Source organism: Streptomyces sp. NPDC005706 (genome assembly GCF_040631045.1).
Classification (GTDB): Bacteria; Actinomycetota; Actinomycetes; order Streptomycetales; family Streptomycetaceae; genus Streptomyces.
Map to the genome: position 1 here is coordinate 45,292 of NZ_JBEXYS010000013.1, position 26,508 is coordinate 71,799.

Below are 26,508 nucleotides of genomic sequence, written 5' to 3' on the forward strand. Positions count from 1 at the left end.
CAGGCCCCGACAGCTTCACCGAGGTACCCCCGTCATGACCCAGCCGCCCCCGCCGCCGCCGAGCCAGCCCCCGCAGCAGGGTGGTTTCGGTCCGCCCCAGGACCAGCCGCCCGCCGCCCCGGAGACTCCGGCCACCCCGGAGACCCCCGCCACCCCACAGGGCCCCGCGACTCCGCCGGCGCCCCAGACGCCGCCCAGCCTGCAGAAGGGCCCGGAGCCCGGCTACGGCTACCCGCAGCAGCCCCCGGCACCCCAGGCCCCGCAGCCGCCCCAGCCCCAGCCCGGCTACGGCTACCCGCACGCCCCGCAGCCGGGTTACGGCTTCCCCCAGGCACCCCAGCCGCCCCAGCCGCAGCCCGGCTACGGCTACCCCGGCGCGCAGCCGAACCCGTACGCGCAGCCGGCCCAGCCCATGGGCCCGTACGCCCAGCAGCCGGGTTACGGCTACCCGGGCGGACCGACCGTGCCGATGCCGGCGCAGCCCGGGCAGCCCGGCGGCGGCCGGAACAACACCGCCCTCGTCATCATCGTCGCCGCGGTCGTCGCCATCGCGCTGATCGTCGGCGGCGGCATCCTGTACGCCAAGTCCTCCGGCGGCGACGGCAAGAAGGACGAGACCGCCAGCTCCAGCGGCGGCAAGGGCGGTACGAACGGCAAGGACGACACCACCGGCGGCACGTCCTCCGGCGGCGAGGAGAAGGTGCCGTCGGACCCCGCGTCCAAGGTGCTCTTCCAGGTCGACATGCCCCAGACGAAGGACACCGTCGTCACCTCGGGCTCCTGGCTGACCGACTCGGTGTACGCCAAGAGCGGCGTCGCCGAGATCGTCGGCTACAACCCCGCCGCGGGCACGAAGATGTGGACCATCAAGCTGCCCGGCCCGGTGTGCACGGCCAGCAAGTACGTCACCGAGGACAACAAGACCGCGGTCGTCTTCCAGCCGAAGATGCCCAAGAAGGGCTCCAGCGAGGGCTGCAGCCAGGTCGCCGCCATCGACCTCGACAAGGGCACCAAGCTCTGGACCAAGACGGTCAAGAACGGTGACTACACGGCCAACCTGCAGAACGTGACGGTCTCCCAGCACACCGTCGCGGTCGGCAGCAGCAACGGCGGCGCCGCGTTCGACATCGGCACCGGCAAGGTGCTCTGGCAGCCCAAGCCGGAGGACACCTGCGAGGACGCCGGGTACGGCGGTGGCCCCAAGCTGGTCGCGGTGCGCAAGTGCGGCAGCTACGGCGAGCGCCAGTTGCACATCCAGACCATCGACCCGACGTCCGGGAAGGTCATCTCCGACTACAGGATGACCGCGGGCATCGAGTACGCCGGCGTCGTCTCCACCGACCCGCTGGTGGTGGCCGCCGACGTCGGTGACAGCGCCGACGACGGCAGCGGCATCTCGGACTACTTCTCCATCGACAGCAAGACCGGCAAGCTGCTCACCCGGATCTCCGCGCCCTCCGACACCTACTCCGGCCGCTGCGACAGCATCACCCGCGTCGAGGACTGCCGGGAGGTCGTCGCCGGCAACGGCAGGCTGTACGTGCCGACCGAGGAGCACGACGGCGACGGCGACTACAGCAAGACCAACGAGATCGTCGTCTTCGACCTGGCCACCGGCAAGCAGACCGGCCAGCGCGCCGAGGCCGGCGACGGCTACACGCTCTCCCCGCTGCGCATGGACGGCGGCAACCTGATCGCCTACAAGCACCCGCCGTACAACAAGGGCGGCCAGGTCGTCACCCTCGGCGGCCCGTCGTTCAAGGCGACCACGCTGCTGGAGAACCCGTCCACCGAGAGCGTGCGGCGGGCCGAGACCACGATGCTGCCGGAGTACGCGGAGATCCGGTACGGGCATGGCCGGCTCTACATGTCGGCCGTGTACGCGCACAAGTCCACGTACGGCAAGGAGTACCTGCTGCTCGCGTTCGGCGCGGGCGGCTGACCGTCCGCCCCGGGACGCGGCAGGTGCGCCGGGGCGAATGCGAGGTATTACCAGGGAGTGCCCCGGATTTCACTATCCGGGGCACTTCTCCTGCGTAGGGGCAGCGCGACGTCGAACAAGCGTGTAGCTTCCGGGGGCATGAAGGGCGGGGTGCCGGGGGGCCCTCTGTCGTGGTGGACCGGTGGGCGTCCATAGTGGGGCATCCATGGGGGAGGGCTGGGGGGTTGCTCTATGGGAGTGCGGCTCATGGTCGTCGACGACCATCGCCTGCTCGCGGAGGCGCTGGCGTCGGCACTGAAGCTGCGCGGGCACCGGGTGCTCGCGGCGGCGGCGCCGGCCGCGGGCGCGGCGGATCTGGTGATCTCGCGGGCGCCCGAGGTGTGCCTGCTGGGCACGGCGGCGCCGGCCGAGCCGGGGGCCTTCGACCCGGTGGCGAAGATCAAGCGGGAGCGGCCGCAGGTGGCGGTCCTGGTGCTGGGCCCGGTGCCGTCACCGCGGGGCATCGCGGCCGCGTTCGCGGCGGGGGCCTCGGGTTACGTACGGCACGACGAGCGCATCGAGGGCGTCGAGCGGGCGATCATGAAGGCGCGGGCGGGCGAGGCGGCAGTGGCGCCGCAGCTCCTGCAAGGGGCCTTCGGTGAGCTGCTGAACCCGGCGGCCCAGCCGGACGACGAGGGGCAGCGCCTGCTGGAGATGCTGACGCCCCGCGAGGTGGAGGTGCTGGTCCGGGTCGCCGACGGGGAGGACACCCGGGTGATCGCGGCCGGCATGGGCATCGCGCCGAGCACCGCGCGCACGCATGTCCAGCGGGTACTGATGAAGCTGGGCGTGGGCTCCCGCCTGGAGGCGGCGGCCCTGGCCGCCCGCACCGGCCTGCTGGACCGGGCGGGCCCGTACATGAACGCGGGCCCCGCTTAGGCACCCGGTGCATGGGCGGGGTTCGTCTCCCAGGGGCACGTGGGGACTGCGCGACCAGTCCCCACGCGCCCGCGGCCGGGTACGGCGATTACGCCGTCTCCTTCTCCTCCGGCAGACCCTCCGGAGGAAGCGGCGGGGGAGTGGGCCGCAGCTTCAGCCAGGCCAGGAAGAAGATGCCCAGCAGCAGCATGCCGATCCCGGTCCACAGGTTGATGTTGACGCCCTGGGCCTTGTCGATGGCGGACTGCGAATCGGTGATGCCGACGATCGTGACGATGACGCCGTAGAGGACGAACAGGCCGCCGATGATGCGGCGCAGGTCGAAGATGCGGGCGGCGGTCGCCGACTTGGTCTCGAGGTCGGCGACGTCACGCGAGAGGTCGTCCTCGGTGTAGTGGTGGTGCCGGCCGGGGTGGTCGGGCTGTCCAGGCTGTTCGCTCATGATTTCCTCGGTCCTCCCGCGTCAGAACGAGAACGGGATGTAGCAGGCGGCGGCGATCACGACCGCGCCCCAGCCCAGCAGGGCCGGCTTGCGGTACCAGGCGTCGTCACCCGGGGCGGGCGGCTCGGCCATGCCGGGGGAGCGGGTGCCGTAGACCAGGCCCTGCAGCTCCTGCGCCGGCTTCGGCTTGGTGAACAGGGACACGGCGAACATGACGATCGCACCGGCGACGAAGCCCGCGATCGCGGAGACGAAGTTCGCGCCCTGGTCGGAGGGAAGGGAGATGATGCCCTTCTTGTAGAAGACGAAGTAGTTGACCATCGCGGTCACGGTGCCGGCGAGCAGCCCCCAGAAGCCGGACTTGGCGGACGCGCGCTTCCAGAACATGCCGACGATGAAGACGACGAACATCGGCACGTTGAAGAAGGAGAACAGCGTCTGCAGGTAGGACATGATGTTCGAGAACGAGGACGCCAGGAACGCCGTGCCGACGGAGGCGCAGACACCGACGACGGTGATCAGGCGGCCGAAGCGGACGTAGTACTGGTCCTCACGGCCCGGCACCACGTACTTCTCCCAGATGTCGGTGGTGAACACCGTGTTGAACGACGACACGTTCGCCGCCATGCCCGCCATGAAGGCGGCCAGCAGACCGGTGACCGCGATGCCGAGCACGCCGTTGGGCAGCAGTTCCTGCATCAGGTAGGGGATGGCGTCGTTGTACTGGTAGCCGGAGCCCGAGGTGCCGAAGTTCGGGACGATCGCGGCGGCGACGAGGCCGGGGATCATCACCAGGAAGACGATGAAGATCTTCGGGTAGGCGGCGATCAGCGGCGTGCGCTGTCCCGCCGAGAGGTTCTTCGCGGACAGGGCGCGCTGCACCTCGGCGAAGTTGGTGGTCCAGTAGCCGAAGGAGAGCACGAAGCCGAGGCCGAGCACGATGGTCAGCCAGTTGGCGCCCAGCGGGTTGGTGCTGCCGATGCCGGTGCCGCCCCAGGCGGTGGTGAAGTTCTGCCCGTGCGTGGCGGTGAGCTTGTCGGTCAGTCCGCCCCAGCCGCCGACCTTCTTCAGGCCGAGGACGGTGATCGGGATGAGGGCGGCCAGGATCACGAAGAACTGGAGCACCTCGTTGTAGATCGCCGAGGACAGACCGCCGAGCGTGATGTACGCGAGCACGAAGGCGCCGGCGACCACGATGGCGACCCACTGCGGCCAGCCGAGCAGGGCCTCCACCACGATCGCGAGGGCGTAGAGGTTGACACCCGCGATCAGGATGGCGGCGAAGGCGAACAGGATCGAACTGAGCAGGTGGGCGGCCCGGTCGAAGCGCAGCAGCAGGAACTCGGGGACCGAGCGGACCTTGCTGCCGTAGTAGAAGGGCATCATCACCAGGCCCAGGAAGACCATGGCGGGGATGGCGCCGATCCAGTACCAGTGCACGGTGTAGGCGCCGTACTGGGCGCTGTTGGCGGCCATGCCCAGGATCTCGGTGGCCGCCAGGTTCGCCGAGATGAAGGCGAGGCCGGTGATCCAGGCGGGCAGCGAGCGTCCGGAGAGGAAGAAGTCGAGGGTGGTCTTGACGGACCGGCGGGCCGCGAAGCCGATGCCGAGAACGACGATGAAGTAGATCGCCAGGATCGAGTAGTCCAGCCAGTTGGTGGGGAGCCGTAGCTCCGCCGCCAGATAGGTGGGGGCGTATGTGGGGGTTTGCATGAGAACTCGCTTCGTCGCGCGAACTGATCCAGAGCGGAACCTACGCCTCTGTGTTCAGCAATTGAACACTTCCGATGGTGTTCTTTGTTTGATTGTGATCGTACGAGGTGTTGTCGGGTTGTGATCTGTTATGTTTGATTGTGTTGAGTGATTGGGTCCGGGACGAGAAGGAGTCCGGCGTGAAGAAGACCTCGACCCGGCTGGCCGACGGTCGTGAACTGATCTATTACGACCTCCGGGACGACACCGTGCGGGACGCCGCCGACCGCCGCCCGCTGGACGCCACGGTCACCACCTCCGAGATCCGCCGCGACCCGCTGCTCGGCGACTCGGTCGCCGTCGCCTCGCACCGCCAGGGCCGCACCTACCACCCGCCGGCCGACCAGTGCCCCCTGTGTCCGACCCGGGGCGAGCGGCTCAGCGAGATCCCCGACTCCTCGTACGACGTGGTCGTCTTCGAGAACCGCTTCCCCTCGCTCGCCGGCGACTCCGGCCGCTGCGAGGTGGTCTGCTTCACCTCCGACCACGACGCCTCCTTCGCCGGCCTCACCGAGGACCAGGCGCGGCTGGTCCTGGACGCCTGGACGGACCGCACCTCCGAGCTGTCGCATCTGCCCTCCGTCGAGCAGGTGTTCTGTTTCGAGAACCGGGGTGCCGAGATCGGCGTGACCCTTCAGCACCCGCACGGACAGATCTACGCCTACCCCTTCACCACGCCCCGCACCGCGCTGATGCTCCGCTCGCTCGCCGCCCACAAGGAGGCCACCGGCGGACAGAACCTGTTCGACGACGTCCTGACCCGGGAACTCGCCGGCGAGCGGGTCGTCCTTGAGGGTGAACACTGGGCGGCCTTCGTGCCCTACGCGGCGCACTGGCCGTACGAGGTCCACCTGTACCCCAAGCGGCGCGTGCCCGATCTGCTCGCCCTCGACGAGGCGGCACGCACAGAATTCCCCCAGATCTATCTGGAACTCTTGCGGCGCTTCGACCGTATCTTCGGCGAGGGTGAGCCTCCGACGCCCTACATCGCGGCCTGGCACCAGGCCCCGTTCGGCACGCTGGAGGAGTTCGACGGCGTGACGCGGGACGACTTCGCGCTGCACCTCGAGCTTTTCACCGTCCGCCGCACTTCCGGCAAGCTGAAGTTTCTCGCGGGTTCCGAGTCCGGCATGAACGTGTTCATCAACGACGTGCCGCCGGAAGCCGCGGCCGAGCGACTGCGAGAGGTAGCGAGTTCATGAAGTACCTGGTGACGGGTGGGGCGGGGTACGTCGGCAGTGTCGTGGCCCAGCACCTGCTGGAGGCGGGCCACGAGGTCACCGTCCTCGACAACCTCTCCACCGGCTTCCGCGAGGGCGTGCCCGCCGGTGCCGCGTTCGTCGAGGGCGACATCCGGGACGCCGCGAAGTGGCTCGACCCCTCCTACGAAGGCGTGCTGCACTTCGCCGCCTCCTCGCAGGTCGGCGAGTCGGTGGTGAAGCCGGAGAAGTACTGGGACAACAACGTCGCCGGCAGCCTGGCCCTGCTCGGCGCGATGCGCGAGGCGGGCGTCCGCAAGCTGGTCTTCTCCTCCACGGCGGCCACCTACGGCGAGCCGGAGCAGGTCCCGATCGTGGAGACCGCCCCGACGAGGCCGACCAACCCCTACGGGGCCACCAAGCTGGCCGTCGACCACATGATCACCAGCGAGGCGAACGCCCACGGCCTGGCCGCGGTCTCCCTGCGGTACTTCAACGTGGCCGGCGCCTACGGCACCCACGGCGAACGCCACGACCCCGAGTCGCACCTGATCCCGCTGGTCCTCCAGGTCGCCCAGGGCCGCCGCGAGGCGATCTCCGTCTACGGCGACGACTACCCGACCCCGGACGGCACCTGCGTCCGCGACTACATCCACGTCGCGGACCTAGCCGAGGCCCATCTGCTGGCCCTCGGCGCCGCCCGGCCGGGCGAGCACCTGATCTGCAACCTCGGCAACGGCAGCGGCTTCTCCGTCCGCGAGGTCGTCGAGACCGTCCGCAAGGTCACCGGACAGCCGATCCCCGAGGTCGTCGCGCCGCGCCGCGGCGGCGACCCGGCGGTCCTGGTGGCCTCGGCGGACACGGCCCGCGAGAAGCTGGGCTGGAACCCGTCCCGCGCGGACCTCGCGGGGATCGTCGCGGACGCCTGGGAGTTCGCACAGCACATCTCGAGGGAGCGGTAGTGGGGGCACAGCAGGTCACCGGGCGTTTCACCGAGCTGTACGGCGCCGCCCCGGAAGGGGTGTGGGCGGCACCCGGCCGGGTCAACCTCATCGGCGAGCACACCGACTACAACGACGGCTTCGTGATGCCGTTCGCCCTGCCGCACCAGGCCACGGCCGCGGTCTCCCGCCGTACCGACGGCGTGCTGCGCCTGCACTCGGCGGACATCGGGGGCGAGGCCGTCGAGCTGACGCTGGACGCGCTCGCACCGCAGAGCGACCAGAACTGGACGGCGTACCCGGCGGGTGTCGTCTGGGCGCTGCGCGAGGCCGGCCACCCGGTCACCGGCGCCGACATCCACCTCGCCTCGACGGTCCCCACCGGCGCCGGCCTGTCCTCCTCCGCCGCCCTCGAGGTCGTCGTCGCCCTGGCCCTGAACGACCTGTACGACCTGGGCCTGCAGCGTTGGCAGCTGGCCCGCCTGTGCCAGCGCGCCGAGAACGTCTACGTCGGCGCGCCCACCGGGATCATGGACCAGACGGCCTCGGCCTGCTGCGAGCAGGGCCACGCCCTGTTCCTCGACACCCGCGACCTCTCCCAGCGGCAGATCCCCTTCGACCTGGCCGCCGAGGGCCTGCGCCTGCTGGTGGTCGACACCCAGGTCAAGCACGCCCACAGCGGCGGCGAGTACGGCAAGCGCCGGGCCGGCTGTGAGAAGGGCGCCGCCCTGCTCGGCGTCGACGCCCTGCGCGACATCCCCTACGCCGACCTGGACTCCGCCCTCGCCCGCCTCGGTGCCGACGAGGAGGTGATCCGCCTGGTCCGGCACGTGGTGACCGAGGACGAGCGGGTCGAGCGGACCGTCGGTCTGCTGCGCTCCGGCGAGACCCGCTCCATCGGCCCGGTCCTCACCGAGGGCCACACCTCCCTGCGCGACGACTTCCGCATCTCCTGCCCGGAGCTGGACCTGGTCGTCGACACGGCCCTGACCGTGGGCGCCCTGGGCGCCCGGATGACCGGCGGCGGCTTCGGCGGCTCCGCGATCGTCCTGGCGGAGGCGGCGGACGTGGACACGGTGACGAAGGCGGTGCAGGAGGCCTTCGCCGCGGCCGGCTTCACGGCCCCGCGGGTCTTCGAGGCGGTGCCTTCGCCGGGGGCGCGCCGGCTGGGCTGACGGCCGGGCGGGGTGACGGGACCGGCCCGGATACGATCGGCCGGTTCTCACCCCGAGGAGCGAAGAACCGGTGACCGCCGTCCTGCCCCCGTCCAGCACGACCACCGGACCGCACACCGTGCGGCTGCTGACCCGCTTCGAGGACGGTGAGAGGCTGCACGCGCTGCTCTGGCGGGCGGGCCCGGGGTGGCGGATGATCAGCAGCGCCGTGCTCGGCGGTGGCATCGGGGAGCGCGGCTGGGTCCTCAACGCCCAGGTGGCGCACGGCTACCGGCGTACCGACCCGGACCGGCACCTGGCCGAGCTGGCCGCCGCGGCGGGCGCGACCGGACCGGGCGTCGGGCTGATGACGGCGGCCGACGTCTCCCGCCACGGCCGTGCGGAGGACTGCGGGGCGGAAGCGGTCGTCACGGCCGGCATCAGCGTGCGCGGCTGGGCCGCGGCCCCGGCGGAGGGCACCGCGCTGCCCGCGCAGCCGGGCACCATCAACATCGTCGCCGTCCTCCCTGTGGCGCTGACCGACGCCGCCTTGGTCAACGCGGTCGCGACCGCCACCGAAGCCAAGGTCCAGGCCCTGCTCGACGCCGGCCACGACTGCTCCGGCACCCCCACGGACGCCGTCTGCGTGGCCTCCCGCACCCCCGCCCCCGGCGAGGACCTCCACCCCTTCGCCGGCCCTCGCTCCCTGTGGGGCGCCCGCCTGGCCCGGGCTGTGCACCGGGCGGTGGGCGAGGCCGTGACGCCGGGGTGACGCCGGCGGCAGGCGCGGGCCGACACCGGCGCCCGGACTGCAGGAGGCTGCCGCAGGAGCCGTAGCGGCTGACTTTCGGCCACGGACGCTCAGCATCGAAGTGCGCCACCGCTCCATGGACTTGGGCCCCAGTAATGTGCACGGCTGTCACACCATTCGGCGAGGCGCAGGGAAAAAACGGGGAGACCAGACATGGCGTGGGAGGAGTGGGAGCAGCTGAAGGCCCAGGCGGCCGATCGGCATTCCACACGGATGCAGCTCAATCAGTATCCGGCTGATCAGGGAGGCGGCGGCAGCACCGCGGGAGATCTTGTGGCGGAGCACCAGGATCTCGAGGCCGTGGGCAAGGCGGCGCATGACCTGTTCGACGACTTCACCACCTACAGCGGGCATGCCCGTGCCGCCTCCGAGGCGGCATCGGGTGGGCTCAAGGGCGACGGCTTCGTCCTGGGCGGCGCGCTGGAGCATGTGACGCGGCGGTGGAGCGAGCAGACCAGAACGCTTCTGGACGCATGCGCTCACATCTCCAACCACCTGCGTTACACCAGGAACCAGCACGCGGCCGACGAGTCCTACATCACCGGAGCGGTCAGTGGTATCGCCGCGCTGGACGAGGGCTTCGACGACAGGAAGGGCCACTGAAGTCGATGGACCTCGACACACTGCGTCACGGCAACTTCGCCAAGCTCGGTGAGGCGGTCACCGACTGGGAGCAGATGACGAAGAAACTCGCCGGCCTGCAGAAGGACGCAGAGAACAACCTCAAGACCAAGGCAGACAAGGCCAACTGGCAGGGGATGAACGCCACTGTCAGCCGCGAGTTCATCACCAGGACAGCCGCGGAGTTCGCCGACGCGCACACTCAGGCCGACTCCATCACCAAGATCCTCAGCGATACACGCGGTGAACTCATCGGTTACCGCACTCAGCTGAACGACGCCATCAGGCGAGCCGCTGAGCAGAACCTGACGGTCGTCGATACGGGTGACGGCACCTTCTCCGTAACGGGAAACACCCGGCCCGACTGGGCGTCCGACCCGAGCGGCAAGACCGGAGTGACGGACCAGAAGGTGGTGGACGCCTTCTGCAAGGAGATCGAGGGCATCCTGACCATGGCGACGCAGAGCGACACCAGTGCCGCGGAGGCGCTGAAGCTTCTGGTCGACCAGGCCAAGTACGGTTTCACCGACGCCTCCTACGCGGACCGTGACCAGGCTGCCAAAGCCGTCGAAGCCGCCAAGAAGCTGGCGAAGATGGCGAAGAAGCCGGCCGAGATGTCCCTCGATGACATCGAGTCCTTCAACCGCACGATGGCGAAGTACCACGATGACCCCTTGTTCGCGGAGAAGTTCGCGACAGGTCTGGGCGCCAAGGGAACTCTGCAGTTCTGGACCGAGATGAGCTTCGCCCACGCCGGCGCCAGGGGCTCGGAGCTCAACACGATGAAGGAACTGCAGTCCAACCTGGGCCTCACCCTGGCTACTGCGTCGTTCTCGGACTCGGACGCCATGCGGGACTGGAAGAAGGACCTCGTCGACGAGCGCAACACGAACTTCCGCGCCGCGAACTCGTTCAGTCCCGTTGGTGGTCTCGGCTCTCAGGTCATCAGCAGCCTCATGCGCAAGGGACAGTTCGACACCGAGTTCCTGGACGACTACCGCAAGGAGCTGTTCAAGGAGGACAAGGCGGCTGGGGACTCGAACACCGACGATCGGTGGGTCAAGGGCTACGACGCGCTGGACCTCGTCTTCGGTGACGGCAACGGCAGGGACCCGCTGGAGGGGCTCTTCGAAGGCCTCTCCCACAACCCCGAGGCAGCGGAGCACGCCTTCGAGTCCAAGGCCGACCTGGACCACATGCTCGGCACCACGGTGTACACGGACCGGGGCGAGTCCTTGGGGCGGGCTCTGGAGAGTGCTGTCACCGGGGTCGCGGCCGGCGACACCACTGCCTCGGCCCCGCCGCACAGCAAGGCCCAGGTCAAGATCATGGCGAACATCATGCAGGCGGTGGCTGACCCCAACGGGGGCGCGAACCTGGTGGGCAAGGGGCTGGGCGAAAGCTTCGGGGACATGGCCGCGGCCTACATGCCGGAGATCAGCTGCGCCTTCAAGGGGCCGGAGAGCGACACCGTCTTCCTCACGAACAGTGATTCCCCCGGAGGACTCAACGTCACGGATGTCACGCGCTTCCTTTCGGCCACCTCCGCGGATCCCGCCGGACGTGCCGGGATCATCTACGGGGAGAGTATCTACACCGGAAGCCTCCTGGAGGAGCACCTGTCGCACCCCGGTCACTTCGACGGCGACCAGAAGCAGGTTCTCAATGACATCGGCAGAAACGCCGGAATCATCGAGGGGATCGTCGGGCACTCGGCGGCGAACTCGGAAGTCGGTCAGTCCATCCAGGGTGAGAAGGACTACAACGACGCCTTGAAGGCCAAGGGGGACTTCGCCAAGAACTGGGTCAACATCGCCTTCACCGGCCTCAAGGTTCCCGAACATCTGGGCGGCGAGCTCATGGGGTCCGTGGTGGGCGGTGGGGCCGGAGCCGTCGCCGGTGCGGCCATCGACCGCCTGATCGACGGGCAGCAGGCGAGCGGTGCCGAGGACGAGGGGCTGTACTACTCCAGCAAGGACCTGTTCGCGATGCGGAACTCGGTCGGTCAGCAGACGATCTGGTCGGTCGACGACGCCTTGGCCCGCCATCACGTGAATCTGCCAAAGGACGAGATTGACGACTCGGTGGGGCAGGCCGTCAACGACGGCTGGAAAGACGCCGACTACTACCTGAACCGTTCGAAGGTGAAGTATGGCTGAGAGAGGTTCTGGCCGCTGGTGGAAGACCCACTCCGTAAGAGGGTTCTTCGCGGCCACGGTCATCCTCGTGCTGGTGTGCGGCGGTCTCTTCGTGTTCTTCGTGAAGGGGCTGTACCTACTCCCGGACAAGGTGTGCGAAGGCTCGGTCCAGCGGGACGTCGTCATCCGGACCCTTCCGCGGGCGCGGGCGGCGGACGAATGGTCGGATCACCGCGGCAGGGGGACCGACTTCATGTTCGGCTGCCGTGTCTCCACCAGCGGTGACTCGATCCTGTCGGGGAGCGTGAACCTGCGGGAGTCGTCGAAGGACGACTGGGAGCGGGGTTACGGCAGTGACGGGGGCACCCGCGTCGTGCGGACCTCGGCGGGCCGCGTGGCGGGGCTGGCACAGCTCGACGACGACGGCGGCGTCGCCTCCGTGTACGTGCCCTGCGAGCCGAAGGACGCGGAGGAGACGTCCGGGCCCCGTGCCCTGGTGGCGGAGGCCGGTGTGACCGGGAAGAGCAGGGCCTCGGGAACGGCCCGGCGCCAGGACCTGACCGACTTCGCCTATCAACTCACCCAACATGCCTACGCGCTGGCCGGGTGCAAAGGGCCGAGCGACTTTCCCAAGCGGCTGCCGCGCTACGGGGACCACTGATGGACGATGACGAGATCCGGTCGCGCCTCGACGGGCGGGGGCGGGTCGAGATCAGTGGTGGGGCGTCCTTGCGGGAGCGGGCCGTGCCGATCGCGTACGCGCTGGGCTACGAGCTGATCCGCACCGAGCGGACCCGGGGCCCCGGCCGAGTGTTCGGCCTTCCGGCTCCTGTCACCGTGCGTCTGTTCTTCCGGCGCGACGACGATCCCCGGGCCCGGCGCCGGGCCGAGCGGACCATCGAGCGGTTGCGGGCCGGTGGGCCGGTACTGGCGGACGACGAACCGCCGCCTGCTCCGCCACCTCCGCCCGGTCCGCCACCGCCCCTCGTCCACCGGCCGCCCGCGCCCCGGCCCCGGCGCTCGATGGAACCGCAGCCGCCTCCGCCGGTGGGGCCGCCCCGGCCGCGGATCCCGCCCCGCCCGGCGTATCCGCCTCCGCCGCACCCGAGGTGACCCGGCGTCAGGCGAGCCGTTTCGTCAGGGTGTACTCCGTGAGGCCCGGGGGATAGTCGGGGATCACGCACACCACGTCGTAGCCCTGCTTCCGGTAGAAGCCGGGGGCCTGGAAGTCCCAGGTCTCCAGGCGGGCGGTGGCGCAGGCGCGGTCGGTGCGGGCGATGTGTTCGGCGCGGGACAGCAGGCGGGAGCCGAGGCCCGCGCCGCGGTGGCGGGCGTCGACCCACAGGTAGGTGACGTGCAGCCAGGTCGCCCAGGTGTGGCCGACCAGGCCGGCGGCCAGGTCCCCCGATTCGTCCAGTGCCCACACGTGCAGCGGGACCTCGCGCTCGCCGGGCGTGCCCCGCAGGGCCGAAAGGACCGGGGACGCCGCCGTGTTGGTGTCCCGCAGCCGGGAGCGGAGCAGATCACGTCGGCCTCTGTCGACTTCCGCCTCAATACGAAACATGCGGCACACCATAAACGTGCCGGACGGCCAGTTCTGCAAATCGACTTCCGCCGCGTGCCCGCATCCGTACTCTGTGGAGCAGCGCCGGTGGGGGCCGGTGCTGATCAGGGGGCGAGACAGACGGGTACGGCGCCCGTGGTGGGGGTAGCAGTGTCCGCAACGGCGGCGGCCGTGCGGTCGGCGTCTCTCACCGCGGGTGTCGGATCCGAGCGGGTCGTCGTTTCTCCGGACCTTGGTTATCCCCTGCTCCACGCGGAGCCCGGGGAAGGGGGCTTCGTGGTTCGCATCCGAGTGCTGGTCGTCGACGACCACCGTATCTTCGCCGAGTCGCTCGCGGCCGCGCTGGCCGCCGAGCCCGACGTCGACGTCTTCGCCGCGGGCAGCGGCCCGGCAGCGCTGCGCTGTCTGGAGCGCGCGGCCGCCGAGGGCCGCCGTTACGACGTCCTCCTCGTGGACGCCGATCTGGGCGGCGCGCTGCCCGGCGTGCGCCCGGCCGTGCCCGTGCACGACGGCGACGAGGAGGGGCTGGTCGACGGGCTCTCGCTGGTCGCGGGCGTGCGCTCGGCGCAGCCCGGGGTGCGGACGGTGGTCCTCGCCGAGAAGGACGATCCGCGGCGGGCCGCCCTCGCCCTGCAGGCCGGCGCCTCCGGCTGGGTCGCGAAGGACTGCTCGCTGTCCCGGCTGCTGACGGTGATCCGGGGTGTGCTGCGCGACGAGACGCATCTGCCGCCCGCCCTGCTCACCGGCGTCCTCAAGGAAATGACGGCCGCCCGCAAGCACCGCACCGAGAGCGAGCGGCTGGTGGAGTCGCTGACCCCGAGGGAACGGGAAGTGCTGCGGTGCATGGTCGCGGGGCTCGGCCGCAAGGCCGTGGCCGAGCGGCTGTTCCTCTCCCCGCACACCGTGCGCACCCACATGCAGAACGTCCTCGGCAAGCTGGGCGTCCACTCGACGCTCGCCGCCGTCGCCCTCGCCCGCAGGGCGGGAGTGGGGCCGGCCGAACTAACCGGGGATGTTGTCGAACGGGGCGGTCAACTGGCGTAGCAGGCTGGCGAGTTCGGCGCGCTGGGCGCGGGAGAGCTCGGCGAGGATCGCCCGCTCCTGCTCCAGCAGGCCCGCCAGTGCCTGGTCCGCGCGGTCCCGGCCGGTGTCGGTCAGCCGGACCAGCACGCCCCGCCGGTCGCTCGGGTCGGGCAGCCGCTCCACCAGGCCCTTCTTGGCGAGCCGGTCGATCCGGTTGGTCATCGTGCCCGAGGTGACCAGGGTCTGTGTCAGCAGTTGCCCGGGAGAGAGCTGATAGGGGGTCCCCGCGCGCCGCAGCGCGGTCAGCACGTCGAACTCCCAGGGCTCAAGCTGATGTTCGGCGAAAGCGAGCCGGCGCGCGCGGTCCAGGTGCCGGGCCAGCCGGCTCACCCGGCTGAGTACCTCGAGCGGCTCCACGTCGAGGTCCGGGCGCTCCCGGCGCCACGCTGCGACCAGCCGATCGACCTCGTCCTCCATGGAGATCAGTGTAGTGGTTGTGTCGACATGAAGTCTCTTGATGTCGAGTCTCTTGACATCAAGACAGTTCTCTCGGGAGAGTGAACGGCATGACGACACCCACCTGGGATCCCGCCCAGTACCTCCGCCACGCCGGCCACCGCGCCCGCCCCTTCGCCGACCTCCTCGCCCGCGTCCCGGACCTCCCCTCCCACCGGCCCCGCGTCGCAGACCTCGGCTGCGGCCCCGGCAACGTCACCACCCTGCTCGCCGGACGCTGGCCCACCGCCCACATCACCGGCTACGACAACTCGCCCGAGATGCTCGACAAGGCGCACGTCGACCACGAGGGCCCCACGGCCGGCGGCGGCCGGCTCGACTTCGCCCACGCCGACGTCCGCACCTGGACGCCGGGGGAGCCGTACGACCTGATCGTCTCCAACGCCACCCTGCACTGGGTGCCGGGCCACGCCGACCGCTTCGCCGACTGGATCGCGGGCCTCACGCCGGGCGGCACCCTCGCCTTCCAGGTCCCCGACAACATCGACGCCCCGCTGCACGCCCTGATGCGCGAACTCGCCGCCACCCCGCGCTGGAAGCCCCTCCTCGGCGACGTCCTGCGCCCCGAGGACTCCGTGCACACCCCCGGCGCCTACCTGGACCGCCTCGCCCGCCTCGGCTGCGCGACCGACGTCTGGCAGACGACGTACCTCCACGTCCTGACCGGCGAGGACCCCGTCCTCGACTGGGTCAAGGGCACCGGCCTGCGCCCCGCCCTGACCGCACTCGCCGACGACCCCGAGGCCCGCGACGCCTTCGTCACCGAGTACCGCGACCTGCTCCGCGCGGCCTACCCGAGCGCCCCGTACGGCACGGTCCTGCCCTTCCGCCGGCTGTTCGCGGTCGCCGTGAAGAAGGGGGAGTGAGGCATGCTCGCCGCGCTCGACCACGTCCAGCTCGCCATCCCGCCCGGTTCCGAGGACACCATGCGGGCCTACTACGCCGGCGTCCTCGGCATGACGGAGATCCCCAAGCCGCCGGTGCTCGCCGCGCGCGGCGGCTGCTGGTTCCGGGCGGGGCCGGTCCACCTGCACCTGGGCGCCGAGGAGGACTTCCGGCCTGCCGGGCAGGCCCACCCGGGACTGCGGGTCACCGGCATCGAGGCCTACGCGGCCCGGCTCACCGCCCACGGAGCACCGGTCACCTGGGACGACGACCTGCCGGGCCACCGGCGCTTCTTCTCCGCGGACCCGGCCGACAACCGACTGGAGTTCCTGGAGCCCACCCCGGACACCGCCTAGGCCTTCCGGTGCCCTATCAGCCGCGGCTTCTGCTCCAGGCCGTCCAGCCCGTGCCAGGCCAGGTTCACCAGGTGCGCCGCGACCTCCGCCTTCTTCGGGCGGCGCACGTCCAGCCACCACTGGCCGGTCAGCGCGACCATGCCGACCAGCGCCTGGGCGTACAGCGGGGCCAGCTTCGGATCGAAGCCGCGGGACTTGAACTCGCGCCCCAGGATGTCCTCCACCTGGGTGGCGATGTCCGAGATGAGGGAGGCGAAGGACCCCGTGGACTGGGGGATGGGGGAGTCGCGGACCAGGATGCGGAAGCCGTCCGTGTACTCCTCGATGTAGTCCAGGAGCGCGAAGGCCGCCTGCTCGCACAGCTCACGCGGATGCCCGGCGGTCAGCGAGCCGGTCACCATGTCCAGCAGCCGCCGCATCTCGCGGTCGACCACCACCGCGTACAGCCCCTCCTTGCCGCCGAAGTGCTCGTACACCACCGGCTTGGACACCCCGGCCTTCGCCGCGATCTCCTCCACCGACGTGCCCTCGAAACCCTTCGCCGCGAAAAGGGTGCGACCGATCTCCAGCAGCTGCTGGCGACGCTCGGCGCCGGTCATACGGGTCCGGCGGGTCCGCCGCTGCTTGTCGTTGCCCGGAGTGCTGCTGGAGTCGGTCGCCACGGCGTCAATCATGCCGCCTCGGCCGCTTCCTTCCGGAGCCGGGAGTCTCCTTCACCGTCGTTGCGCCGCGAATCGATACGCGAGCGTGACGGCCAGCGCACGTCGTACGCCCAGCCGAGCAGTTCGAACCAGCGGATGAACCGCGCGGAGGAGTCGATCTGGCCGCGCATCACACCGTGCCGCGCCGACGTCGGGTCGGCATGGTGCAGGTTGTGCCAGGACTCCCCGCACGACAGCACCGCCAGCCACCACACGTTGCCCGAACGGTCCCGCGACTTGAACGGCCGCTTGCCCACCGCGTGGCAGATCGAGTTGATCGACCACGTCACATGGTGCAACAGCGCCACCCGGACGAGCGAACCCCAGAAGAACGCGGTGAACGCGCCCCACCAGGACATCGTCACCAGCCCGCCGACCAGCGGCGGAAGCGCCAGGGACACGACCGTCCACAGCACGAACTGGCGGGAGATCGCCCGGAGCGCCGGGTCCTTGATCAGATCCGGCGCGTACTTCTCCTGCGGGGTCTGCTCCTCGTCGAACATCCAGGCGATGTGCGCCCACCACAGGCCCTTGATCAACGCCGGGACCGTGTCCCCGAACCGCCAGGGCGAGTGCGGGTCACCCTCCGCGTCGGAGAACTTGTGGTGCTTGCGATGGTCGGCCACCCAGCGCACCAGCGGCCCCTCGACCGCCAGCGACCCCATGATCGCCAGCGCGATCCGCAGGGGCCGCTTCGCCTTGAACGAGCCATGGGTGAAGTACCGGTGGAAACCGATCGTGATGCCGTGGCACCCCAGGAAGTAGAAGAACACCAGCAGGCCCATGTCGAGCCAGCTCACCCCCCAGCCCCAGGCCAGCGGCACGGCCGCCACCAGTGCCAGGAACGGCACCGTGATGAACAGGAGCAGCGTGATCTGTTCGATCGAACGCTTCTGCTCACCGCCCAGCGTGGCGGAGGAGATGGAGGTGTCGTTGGCCTTGCGGGCTTCGTCGATCACATCGGAACTTGAGGTCATGCGCGTCCCCTGTGGGGTCTCGGGTCGTGGCAGATGCCGGGCCGCCGGAACCGGGCGGGAATGGAGCGACCTTCCCTACGGTCCCGTAACCTACGGCGTCGTAAGTATGGCAGCGTGCTGTTCGGCGGCAAGAGCCCAAGAGCCTGCGCGTCCGAGTGGACACCTATCCTTGTAGTCGGTCGGACAGCGCGGTCCGCTCTGATTCCTTCCCGGACCCCTCGGCCCGTATGCGGCACCCGCCGCGCGGTGGACGGACGTCCGGGTTCCCTCCAGACGAGCTTCAACACTGCAAGGAGCCGCACCTGTGAGCAGTGCCGACGACCAGACCACCACGACCAGCAGCGAGCTGCGCGCCGACATCCGCCGGCTGGGTGACCTCCTGGGCGAGACCCTCGTGCGTCAGGAAGGCCCCGAACTCCTCGACCTGGTCGAAAAGGTCCGCCGCCTCACCCGGGAGGACGGCGAAGCCGCCGCCGAGCTGCTGCGCGGTACCGAACTGGAGACCGCCGCCAAGCTGGTACGAGCCTTCTCCACCTACTTCCACCTCGCCAACGTCACCGAGCAGGTCCACCGCGGCCGCGAGCTGCGCGCCCGCCGCGCGGCCGAGGGCGGCCTCCTCACCCGCACCGCGGACCGCCTCAAGGACGCCGACCCCGAACACCTGCGGCAGACCGTCGAGCACCTCAACGTCCGCCCCGTGTTCACCGCGCACCCCACCGAGGCCGCGCGCCGGTCCGTCCTCAACAAGCTCCGGCGCGTCGCCGCGCTCCTGGACACCCCCGTCCTCGACTCCGACCGCCGCCGCCACGACATCCGCCTCGCCGAGAACATCGACCTCGTCTGGCAGACCGACGAACTGCGCGTCGTCCGCCCCGAACCCGCCGACGAGGCCCGCAACGCCATCTACTACCTCGACGAACTGCACGCCGACGCCGTCGGTGACGTCCTCGAGGACCTCACCGCCGAACTCGAGCGGGTCGGCGTCAAGCTGCCCGACACCACCCGCCCCCTCACCTTCGGCACCTGGATCGGCGGCGACCGCGACGGCAACCCCAACGTCACCCCCCAGGTGACCTGGGACGTCCTCATCCTCCAGCACGAGCACGGCATCAACGACGCCCTGGAGATGATCGACGAACTGCGCGGCCTGCTCTCCAACTCCATCCGCTACGCCGGAGCCACCGAGGAACTGCTGGAGTCCCTGAACAGCGACCTCGAACAGCTGCCCGAGATCAGCCCCCGCTACAAGCGCCTCAACGCCGAGGAGCCCTACCGGCTCAAGGCCACCTGCATCCGGCAGAAGCTGGAGAACACCAAGCAGCGCCTCGCGGGCGGCACCCCCCACCAGGACGGCCGCGACTACCTCGGCACCGGCGAACTCCTCGCCGACCTCCGCATCATCCAGACCTCCCTGCGCGAGCACCGCGGCGCCCTCTTCGCCGACGGCCGCCTCGCCCGCACCATCCGCACCCTCGCCGCCTTCGGCCTCCAGCTCGCCACCATGGACGTCCGCGAACACGCCGACGCCCACCACCACGCCCTCGGTCAGCTCTTCGACCGCCTCGGCGAGGAGTCCTGGCGCTACGCCGACATGCCCCGCGACTACCGGGCCCGGCTCCTCGCCAAGGAACTGCGCTCCCGCAGGCCCCTCGCCCCCACCCCGGCCCCCGTCGACGCCGCCGGCGCCAAGACCCTCGGCGTCTTCCAGACCGTAAAGAAGGCCCTGGAGGTCTTCGGACCCGAGGTCATCGAGTCCTACATCATCTCCATGTGCCAGGGCGCCGACGACGTCTTCGCCGCCGCCGTCCTCGCCCGCGAGGCCGGCCTCGTCGACCTCCACGCCGGCTGGGCGAAGATCGGCATCGTCCCGCTGCTGGAGACCACCGACGAACTGCGCGCCGCCGACACCATCCTCGAGGACATGCTCTCCGACCCGTCCTACCGGCGCCTGGTCGCGCTGCGCGGCGACGTCCAGGAGGTCATGCTCGGCTACTCCGACTCCTCGAAGTTCGGCGGCATCACCACCAGCCAGTGGGAGATCCACCGCGCCCAGCGCCGGCTGCGCGACGTCGCCCACCGCTACGGCGTGCGGCTGCGCCTCTTCCACGGCCGCGGCGGCACCGTCGGCCGCGGCGGCGGCCCGTCCCACGACGCCATCCTCGCCCAGCCCTGGGGCACCCTCGAGGGCGAGATCAAGGTCACCGAACAGGGCGAGGTCATCTCCGACAAGTACCTCATCCCCTCCCTCGCCCGCGAGAACCTGGAACTGACCGTCGCGGCCACCCTGCAGGCCTCCGCCCTGCACACCGCGCCCCGCCAGTCCGACGAGGCCCTCGCCCGCTGGGACGCCGCCATGGACGTCGTCTCCGACGCCGCCCACGCCGCCTACCGCGAACTCGTCGAGGACCCCGACCTGCCGACGTACTTCCTCGCCTCCACGCCGGTCGACCAGCTCGCCGACCTGCACCTGGGCTCGCGGCCCTCCCGCCGCCCCGGCTCGGGCGTCTCGCTCGACGGACTGCGCGCCATCCCGTGGGTCTTCGGCTGGACCCAGTCCCGCCAGATCGTCCCCGGCTGGTTCGGCGTCGGCTCCGGCCTCAAGGCCCTGCGCGAGGCCGGTCTCGACACCGTCCTGGACGAGATGCACGAGCAGTGGCACTTCTTCCGCAACTTCGTCTCCAACGTCGAGATGACCCTCGCCAAGACCGACCTGCGGATCGCCCAGCACTACGTCGACACCCTCGTCCCCGACGAGCTCAAGCACGTGTTCGACACCATCAAGGCCGAACACGAGCTGACCGTCCGCGAGGTCCTCAAGATCACCGGCGAGGACGAACTCCTCGACGCCGCCCCCGTCCTCAAGCAGACCTTCGCCATCCGCGACGCCTACCTCGACCCGATCTCCTACCTCCAGGTCGCTCTGCTCAAGCGCCACCGCGACGCGGCCGCCGCCGACGCCACCGCCGACCCGCTGCTCGCCCGCGCCCTGCTCCTCACCGTCAACGGCGTGGCGGCGGGCCTGCGCAACACCGGCTGACAGCCCCCACCGCACACACGGGTGCCCCCGCGGTCGCACGACCACGGGGGCACCCGTCCGTATCAGCCGGCTCAGCCGCGCCGCACCCGCCGGGCCACCAGATAGCCACCCGCGCCGACCAGCACCGCAGCGGCGGCCGACAGCAGGCCCACCGGAGCACCGTTGCCCGTCTCCGCCAGGTCGCCACCGGCACCCTGGGCGGACGGCGACGAGGACACTGCCGGGGACGGCGAACCGGACGCAGGCGCACCCGGCACCGAGCCGGACGAGGACGACGGCGAAGCGGCGGACGAGGAGCCCGGCGCCGAAGCGGACGGCGACGCCGAACCGGACGGCGCGCCCGCGCCCCCCTCGGAGCCGGCGCAGTCCGTCCAGAACACCTTGTGCTTCGCCGCGCCCTTCTCGCCCTCGAAGTTCCAGAACAGCTTGTAGTGACCGTCCGGCAGCGACAGGTCCTCCGTGCGGCCGTGACCGCCGGTGTCCAGCGTGAGCGCGCCGGACTTCACCGTCTCGCCCTTCACGGACGCCGTCGGCGCCCAGGCCTCGATGTGCCAGTCGACCCGCTGCACGCCGTCGAAGCCGAAGGCGTCCAGGTAGAACGTGCACACGTGCGGCTCGTTGCGGCGCGGCTCCTCGCCGGTCCGGGCATCGTGGATCTTCACAGTGCCGTTGTCACCGGGAGCGGTGGCGTGAGCGGCGGCGGGGACGGCGAACAGCGCCGCCGAGGCGACGGCGGTCAGAGCGCCGACGCGAATGAGGGTGGGCATAGGGCAGTCCATCTACGCGACAGGGACGGGAAGATGTGGAGGGGGCGGTTCAGCTTCCGGCCCGGCCGGGTGCCCGGTCAATCACGAACGGACAACACACAAGTCCCCTACACACGTGAAGAACGCCCCAACACCGTCACAGCGACACGAACGCCGCCGTCAGCAGCGCCGCCCCCGCTCCGGCCAGCGCCCACGCCACCCGGATCCACCGCATCCCGCCGGCCACCACGACCGACGCCAGCAGCAACGCCCCGCCGAACGGCACCCACGCGTACAGCACACCCGCCGGACCCGACCGCACCACCTCGGCCGACCCCGGCTTCACCACCACGTCGTACGTCCGCCCCTTGCGCACCGCGACCGTCCGCTCGATCTCCACGTGCGCGCGCGCCCCGGCACCCGCGGAGGCCGGCGTGAACGGACCGGAGCAGACGTCCCCCGCGCACTCCGCCACCCGCATCGTGCCCCGCTCACGCCCCTTGGTCAGCATCACGTGCTGCGCGGTGCCCCAGGAACCCCACACCCCCGCGAAAAGGATCAGCGCGGCGATGGCGCCCATCGCCGCGACCCGCCCGAACCGCAACGCGGTCACGGAGGCCTGGCGGGCGGTGGTGGCTGAGGCAGGCATGGCGGGGATCATTGGCCATACCCCTACTGCCGGTCAACTCCGGGGCGGGTCAAGACCCGACAAGTCAGGAGTTGTAGGTGCTCTGCGCCCGCTCCAGACCCTCCGTCACCAGACACTCCACCGCATCCGCCGCCCGGTCCACGAAGTAGTCCAGCTCCTTGCGCTCCGACGACGAGAAGTCCTTCAGCACGAAGTCCGCCACCTGCATCCGCCCCGGCGGCCGGCCGATCCCGAACCGCACCCGGTGGTAGTCCGCACTCATCGCCTTCGTCATCGACTTCAGACCGTTGTGCCCGTTGTCCCCGCCGCCCAGCTTCAGCCGCAGCACCCCGTAGTCGATGTCCAGCTCGTCGTGCACCGCGACGACGTTCGCCGGCGGCACCTTGTAGAAGTCCCGCAACGCGTTCACCGGACCACCCGACAGATTCATGTACGACATCGGCTTCGCCAGGATCACCCGGCGGTTCGCCGGCCCCACCGGACCGATCCGCCCCTCCAGCACCTGCGCCTGCGCCTTGCCCGCCCGCTTGAACTTCCCCCCGATCCGCCCGGCGAGCAGGTCCACCACCATGAAACCGACGTTGTGCCGGTTCATGGCGTACTCCGGCCCGGGATTGCCGAGCCCCACGATCAGCCAGGGGGCACCTGCGGGAGTGCTCACGTCCATGTCTCCTTGATACGCGCCAGCCGCCGTCCCCCACGGGGAACAGCGGCTGACGAAACGACGACTACGAGGATCAGGCCTCGGCGACCTCTTCGGCGCCCTCGGTCTCCTCGCCCTCCACGGCCTCCTCGGCCTGCGCGGCCAGGACCTGCAGGACGACAGCGTCCTCCTCGACGGCCAGGGTCACGCCGGACGGCAGGGTGATGTCCTTGGCGTGGATGGAGGCACCGGCCTGCAGGCCCTCGACGGAGACGGTGACGGCCTCGGGGATGTGCGTGGCCTCGGCCTCGACCGGCAGCGCGTTCAGCACGTGCTCGAGCAGGTTGCCGCCCGGGGCCAGCTCGCCCTCGGTCTGCACCGGGATCTCGACCGTGACCTTCTCGCCGCGCTTGACCAGCAGCAGGTCGACGTGCTCCAGGAAGCCCTTGATCGGGTCACGCTGCACGGACTTCGGGATCGCCAGCTCGTTGGTCTTGCCGTCGATGTCCAGCGAGATCAGGACGTTCGGCGTACGCAGCGCCAGCAGCAGCTCGTGGCCCGGCAGGGTCAGGTGCAGCGGCTCGGAACCGTGGCCGTACAGGACACCGGGAACCTTGTCCTCACGACGGATACGACGGGCGGCACCCTTGCCGAACTCGCTGCGCGTGGCGGCGGTGAGCTTCACCTCGGACATGCTGATCACTCCTCGAAAACAGAGACGGACGTGGTCACCCGGCCACGAACGGCCTGCTACGAAGAGCGCGTCGATAACGGATCGCCGTACCCCGTGAAAACGGGAACGGCCTCCCTCGCCGAGCAACTGCAGCAGTCTACTCGGCAGGGGAGGCCGCCTCCAAAAGGATCTTCAGCTAGCCCGCGAAGGCGAACTGCAGAAACCTCACTGCTCGTCGAAGAGACTGGTCACCGACCCGTCCTCGAACACCTCACGCACCGCACTCGCGATCGTCGGAGCGATCGACAGAACCTTGATCTTGTCCAGATCCCCCGCCAGCTCACCCGGCGTCGGCAGCGTGTTCGTGAACACGAACTCACTCACCCGCGAGTTCTTCAGCCGGTCCGCCGCCGGACCGGACAGCACACCGTGCGTCGCCGTCACGATGACGTCCTCCGCACCGTGCGCGAACAGAGCGTCCGCCGCCGCACAGATCGTGCCACCGGTGTCGATCATGTCGTCCACCAGGACACAGATACGGCCCTTCACATCACCGACGACCTCGTGCACCGTGACCCGGTTCGCCACGTCCTTGTCCCGCCGCTTGTGCACGATGGCCAGCGGCGCGCCCAGCCGGTCGCACCAACGGTCCGCCACCCGCACCCGGCCCGCGTCCGGCGACACGACCGTCAGCTTCTGCCGGTCCACCTTGCCGCCCACGTAGTCCGCCAGCAGCGGCAGCGCGAACAGGTGATCCACCGGACCGTCGAAGAAGCCCTGGATCTGGTCCGTGTGCAGATCCACGGTCAGAATCCGGTCCGCACCCGCGGTCTTCATCAGATCCGCGATCAGACGCGCCGAGATCGGTTCACGACCCCGGTGCTTCTTGTCCTGCCGCGCGTAACCGTAGAACGGCACGATCACCGTGATGGAACGAGCCGACGCACGCTTCAACGCGTCGATCATGATGAGCTGCTCCATGATCCACTTGTTGATCGGCGCCGTGTGGCTCTGGATCAGGAAGCAGTCGGCGCCGCGCGCCGACTCCTGGTAACGCACATAGATCTCGCCGTTGGCGAAGTCGAAGGCCTTCGTCGGGACAACCCCGACACCCAGCTGCTGGGCGACCTCCTCGGCAAGCTCGGGGTGGGCGCGGCCGGAGAAGAACATCATCTTCTTCTCGCCGGTCGTCTTGATCCCGGTCACAGCACAGTCTCCTCAGAGGTCTCTAAAAGCCAGCCGGCTGCTCAAGCCACCACTCGGCTCGGCGCGAGAGGCCGAATCAGCTGGTAGGGGTGCGGTTGTCCACTTGTCACGGTACGCCGTGTTCGACGCACTCGTTTCCCGTCAGTCCTCGTCAGGGCCCTGCCGGGACGCCGCCTCGGCCGCCTTCGCGGCCGCGCTCCCAGGACGCTTACGAGCCACCCAACCCTCGATATTCCGCTGCTGACCACGGGCCACGGCCAGCGAACCGGGCGGCACATCCTTCGTGATCACGGACCCGGCAGCGGTGTAAGCACCGTCCCCGACCGTGACAGGAGCCACAAACATGTTGTCCGACCCCGTCTTGCAGTGCGACCCGACGGTCGTGTGGTGCTTGCTCTCCCCGTCGTAGTTCACGAACACACTCGCCGCACCGATGTTCGAGAAATCACCGATCGTCGCATCACCGACGTACGACAGATGCGGAACCTTCGTCCCCTCACCGATCGACGAGTTCTTCGTCTCCACGTACGTACCGATCTTGGCCTTCGCACCGAGACGCGTACCGGGCCGCAGATACGCGTACGGACCCACCGACGCCCCCGCACCGATCCGCGCACCGTCCGACACCGTGTTGTCCACCCGCGCACCCGCACCCACACGGGTGTCGTTCAGCCGGCTGTTCGGACCCACCTCGGCACCCTCACCGACCAGCGTCGCACCCGACAGCAGCGTGTTCGGATACACCACCGAGTCCCGCTCGAACGTCACCGTCACGTCCACCCACGTCGACGCCGGATCCACGACCGTCACACCGTCCAGCATCGCCAGCGTCAGCAGACGGTCGTTCAGGATGCGACGCGCCTCCGCGAGCTGCACCCGGTTGTTGATCCCCGCGATCTCACGGTGATCACCGGCCACCGACGCACCCACCCGGTGCCCCGCCTCACGCAGGATCCCGAGCACGTCCGTCAGGTACTCCTCGCCCTGACTGTTGTCCGTCCGCACCTTCTTCAGCGCGTCCGCCAGCAGCCGCCCGTCGAACGCGAACACCCCGCTGTTGATCTCCCGGATCGACCGCTGGGCGTCCGACGCGTCCTTGTGCTCCACGATCGCCGTCACCGCACCCGACGCCTCGTCGCGCACGATCCGGCCGTAACCGGTCGCGTCCGGAACCTCCGCCGTCAGGACCGTCACCGCGTTGCCGTCGGCGGCATGGGTCTCCGCGAGCCGCCGCAGCGTGTCCGCGGTCAGCAGCGGAGTGTCCCCGCACACCACGACCACGGTCCCCTCGACCGGCCCGCCCAGCTCCTCGAGCCCCATCCGCACCGCGTGCCCGGTGCCGTTCTGCTGCTCCTGCACGGCCGTGCGGACGCCGGGGTCGATCTCACCCAGGTGCGCGGCGACCTGCTCACGGGCGTGCCCCACGACGACGACCAGGTTCGCCGGATCCAATTCACGGGCGGCGGCCAGCACATGGCCCACGAGGGAACGGCCGCAGATCTGGTGCAGGACCTTAGGTGTGGCCGACTTCATACGGGTGCCCTCACCCGCTGCAAGAACGACGACGGCTGCCGGGCGAATGGCGCTCACGGGGTTGCCCTTCGGCTCTGGATC

General features: G+C 70.1%; 26 protein-coding genes. 14 read left to right on the top strand and 12 right to left on the bottom strand.

The genetic code is table 11. The features are described from left to right. The first annotated feature begins 34 nt into the window (after nucleotides 1-34). Nucleotides 35-1,942: a PQQ-binding-like beta-propeller repeat protein gene (locus tag ABZ478_RS21495; RefSeq protein WP_359551792.1), complete on the top strand. Its 1,908-nt coding sequence runs from the start codon at nucleotides 35-37 to the stop codon at nucleotides 1,940-1,942. Nucleotides 1,943-2,173: 231 nt separating this feature from the next. After that, on the top strand, nucleotides 2,174-2,860 hold the full coding sequence (locus ABZ478_RS21500; protein ID WP_359551795.1) for a response regulator transcription factor: 687 nt from the start codon (nucleotides 2,174-2,176) through the stop codon (nucleotides 2,858-2,860). Between the two features lie 88 nt (nucleotides 2,861-2,948). Here ABZ478_RS21500 and ABZ478_RS21505 read toward each other — a convergent pair whose 3' ends face one another. Further along, nucleotides 2,949-3,302 (bottom strand): hypothetical protein, encoded by a 354-nt coding sequence (locus tag ABZ478_RS21505; protein WP_359551798.1) that lies wholly within the window; start codon nucleotides 3,300-3,302, stop codon nucleotides 2,949-2,951. A gap of 21 nt (nucleotides 3,303-3,323) precedes the next feature. Then, nucleotides 3,324-5,015, bottom strand: a complete 1,692-nt coding sequence (locus ABZ478_RS21510) for a sodium:solute symporter family protein (RefSeq protein ID WP_359551801.1) — start codon at nucleotides 5,013-5,015, stop codon at nucleotides 3,324-3,326. Between the two features lie 179 nt (nucleotides 5,016-5,194). On the opposite strand from ABZ478_RS21510, the gene galT reads away from it, so the two are divergent. The 8 genes from galT to ABZ478_RS21550 all read left to right on the top strand — a co-directional run bounded on the left by galT (nucleotide 5,195) and on the right by ABZ478_RS21550 (nucleotide 13,031). Further along, a complete protein-coding gene (gene galT, locus ABZ478_RS21515) occupies nucleotides 5,195-6,256 on the top strand; it encodes a galactose-1-phosphate uridylyltransferase (RefSeq protein WP_359552044.1) in 1,062 nt (353 codons plus the stop codon). Continuing rightward, the gene (gene galE, locus ABZ478_RS21520) at nucleotides 6,253-7,215 is read left to right on the top strand and encodes a UDP-glucose 4-epimerase GalE (RefSeq protein WP_359551802.1); all 963 of its coding nucleotides are present in this window, start codon (nucleotides 6,253-6,255) and stop codon (nucleotides 7,213-7,215) included. The genes galT and galE overlap by 4 nt, the downstream gene beginning before the upstream one ends. Further along, a complete protein-coding gene (gene galK / locus ABZ478_RS21525; RefSeq protein WP_359551805.1) occupies nucleotides 7,215-8,369 on the top strand; it encodes a galactokinase in 1,155 nt (384 codons plus the stop codon). Before galE ends, galK begins: the two co-directional genes overlap by 1 nt. A gap of 70 nt (nucleotides 8,370-8,439) precedes the next feature. Beyond that, nucleotides 8,440-9,120: an adenosylcobinamide amidohydrolase gene (locus tag ABZ478_RS21530; RefSeq protein ID WP_359551807.1), complete on the top strand. Its 681-nt coding sequence runs from the start codon at nucleotides 8,440-8,442 to the stop codon at nucleotides 9,118-9,120. A gap of 192 nt (nucleotides 9,121-9,312) precedes the next feature. Further along, nucleotides 9,313-9,762 carry a hypothetical protein gene (locus ABZ478_RS21535; RefSeq protein ID WP_359551810.1) on the top strand — a complete coding sequence of 150 codons (450 nt, stop codon included), beginning with the start codon at nucleotides 9,313-9,315 and terminating at the stop codon, nucleotides 9,760-9,762. A gap of 5 nt (nucleotides 9,763-9,767) precedes the next feature. Next, the gene (locus ABZ478_RS21540; RefSeq protein WP_359551813.1) at nucleotides 9,768-11,939 is read left to right on the top strand and encodes a hypothetical protein; all 2,172 of its coding nucleotides are present in this window, start codon (nucleotides 9,768-9,770) and stop codon (nucleotides 11,937-11,939) included. Then, the gene (locus tag ABZ478_RS21545; protein WP_359551816.1) at nucleotides 11,932-12,579 is read left to right on the top strand and encodes a hypothetical protein; all 648 of its coding nucleotides are present in this window, start codon (nucleotides 11,932-11,934) and stop codon (nucleotides 12,577-12,579) included. The genes ABZ478_RS21540 and ABZ478_RS21545 overlap by 8 nt, the downstream gene beginning before the upstream one ends. After that, entirely contained in the window at nucleotides 12,579-13,031 is a 453-nt protein-coding gene (locus ABZ478_RS21550; protein WP_359551819.1) for a hypothetical protein, read from the top strand. The genes ABZ478_RS21545 and ABZ478_RS21550 overlap by 1 nt, the downstream gene beginning before the upstream one ends. 7 nt (nucleotides 13,032-13,038) lie before the next feature. Here ABZ478_RS21550 and ABZ478_RS21555 read toward each other — a convergent pair whose 3' ends face one another. Beyond that, entirely contained in the window at nucleotides 13,039-13,494 is a 456-nt protein-coding gene (locus tag ABZ478_RS21555; RefSeq protein ID WP_359552046.1) for an N-acetyltransferase, read from the bottom strand. A gap of 264 nt (nucleotides 13,495-13,758) precedes the next feature. On the opposite strand from ABZ478_RS21555, the gene ABZ478_RS21560 reads away from it, so the two are divergent. Continuing rightward, the gene (locus ABZ478_RS21560; RefSeq protein ID WP_359551822.1) at nucleotides 13,759-14,526 is read left to right on the top strand and encodes a response regulator transcription factor; all 768 of its coding nucleotides are present in this window, start codon (nucleotides 13,759-13,761) and stop codon (nucleotides 14,524-14,526) included. On the opposite strand, the gene tamR is transcribed toward ABZ478_RS21560, so the two are convergent. Continuing rightward, on the bottom strand, nucleotides 14,485-14,982 hold the full coding sequence (tamR, locus tag ABZ478_RS21565) for a MarR family transcriptional regulator TamR (RefSeq protein ID WP_358928808.1): 498 nt from the start codon (nucleotides 14,980-14,982) through the stop codon (nucleotides 14,485-14,487). The genes ABZ478_RS21560 and tamR overlap by 42 nt on opposite strands. An 89-nt stretch (nucleotides 14,983-15,071) precedes the next feature. On the opposite strand from tamR, the gene ABZ478_RS21570 reads away from it, so the two are divergent. Further along, the gene (locus ABZ478_RS21570; protein ID WP_359551824.1) at nucleotides 15,072-15,887 is read left to right on the top strand and encodes a trans-aconitate 2-methyltransferase; all 816 of its coding nucleotides are present in this window, start codon (nucleotides 15,072-15,074) and stop codon (nucleotides 15,885-15,887) included. A 3-nt stretch (nucleotides 15,888-15,890) separates the two neighbouring features. After that, nucleotides 15,891-16,262 (top strand): VOC family protein, encoded by a 372-nt coding sequence (locus ABZ478_RS21575; protein WP_359551827.1) that lies wholly within the window; start codon nucleotides 15,891-15,893, stop codon nucleotides 16,260-16,262. On the opposite strand, the gene ABZ478_RS21580 is transcribed toward ABZ478_RS21575, so the two are convergent. Together ABZ478_RS21580 and ABZ478_RS21585 are read right to left on the bottom strand one after the other, a co-directional pair. Further along, nucleotides 16,259-16,936, bottom strand: coding sequence for a TetR/AcrR family transcriptional regulator (locus ABZ478_RS21580; RefSeq protein ID WP_358928813.1), 678 nt, complete (start codon nucleotides 16,934-16,936; stop codon nucleotides 16,259-16,261). The two genes, ABZ478_RS21575 and ABZ478_RS21580, sit on opposite strands and share 4 nt — an antisense overlap. After that, nucleotides 16,933-17,940: a fatty acid desaturase gene (locus ABZ478_RS21585; protein WP_359551830.1), complete on the bottom strand. Its 1,008-nt coding sequence runs from the start codon at nucleotides 17,938-17,940 to the stop codon at nucleotides 16,933-16,935. Before ABZ478_RS21585 ends, ABZ478_RS21580 begins: the two co-directional genes overlap by 4 nt. 304 nt (nucleotides 17,941-18,244) lie before the next feature. Between ABZ478_RS21585 and ppc the strand changes: the two genes are divergently transcribed. Continuing rightward, nucleotides 18,245-20,977 (top strand): phosphoenolpyruvate carboxylase, encoded by a 2,733-nt coding sequence (gene ppc / locus ABZ478_RS21590; RefSeq protein WP_359551833.1) that lies wholly within the window; start codon nucleotides 18,245-18,247, stop codon nucleotides 20,975-20,977. Nucleotides 20,978-21,048: 71 nt separating this feature from the next. Here the strand turns inward: ppc and ABZ478_RS21595 are convergent, their stop codons facing one another. The 6 genes from ABZ478_RS21595 to glmU form a co-directional block, all read right to left on the bottom strand. Next, nucleotides 21,049-21,744 (bottom strand): hypothetical protein, encoded by a 696-nt coding sequence (locus tag ABZ478_RS21595; RefSeq protein ID WP_359551836.1) that lies wholly within the window; start codon nucleotides 21,742-21,744, stop codon nucleotides 21,049-21,051. Nucleotides 21,745-21,880: 136 nt separating this feature from the next. Then, nucleotides 21,881-22,384, bottom strand: a complete 504-nt coding sequence (locus ABZ478_RS21600) for a hypothetical protein (RefSeq protein WP_359551839.1) — start codon at nucleotides 22,382-22,384, stop codon at nucleotides 21,881-21,883. Between the two features lie 52 nt (nucleotides 22,385-22,436). Continuing rightward, on the bottom strand, nucleotides 22,437-23,039 hold the full coding sequence (gene pth, locus ABZ478_RS21605; protein WP_359551841.1) for an aminoacyl-tRNA hydrolase: 603 nt from the start codon (nucleotides 23,037-23,039) through the stop codon (nucleotides 22,437-22,439). 70 nt (nucleotides 23,040-23,109) lie between these two features. Next, nucleotides 23,110-23,709, bottom strand: a complete 600-nt coding sequence (locus tag ABZ478_RS21610) for a 50S ribosomal protein L25/general stress protein Ctc (RefSeq protein WP_359551843.1) — start codon at nucleotides 23,707-23,709, stop codon at nucleotides 23,110-23,112. A gap of 204 nt (nucleotides 23,710-23,913) precedes the next feature. After that, nucleotides 23,914-24,894, bottom strand: a complete 981-nt coding sequence (locus ABZ478_RS21615; protein WP_359551846.1) for a ribose-phosphate diphosphokinase — start codon at nucleotides 24,892-24,894, stop codon at nucleotides 23,914-23,916. Between the two features lie 141 nt (nucleotides 24,895-25,035). Continuing rightward, a complete protein-coding gene (glmU, locus tag ABZ478_RS21620) occupies nucleotides 25,036-26,484 on the bottom strand; it encodes a bifunctional UDP-N-acetylglucosamine diphosphorylase/glucosamine-1-phosphate N-acetyltransferase GlmU (protein ID WP_359551849.1) in 1,449 nt (482 codons plus the stop codon). Nucleotides 26,485-26,508 lie beyond the last annotated feature (24 nt).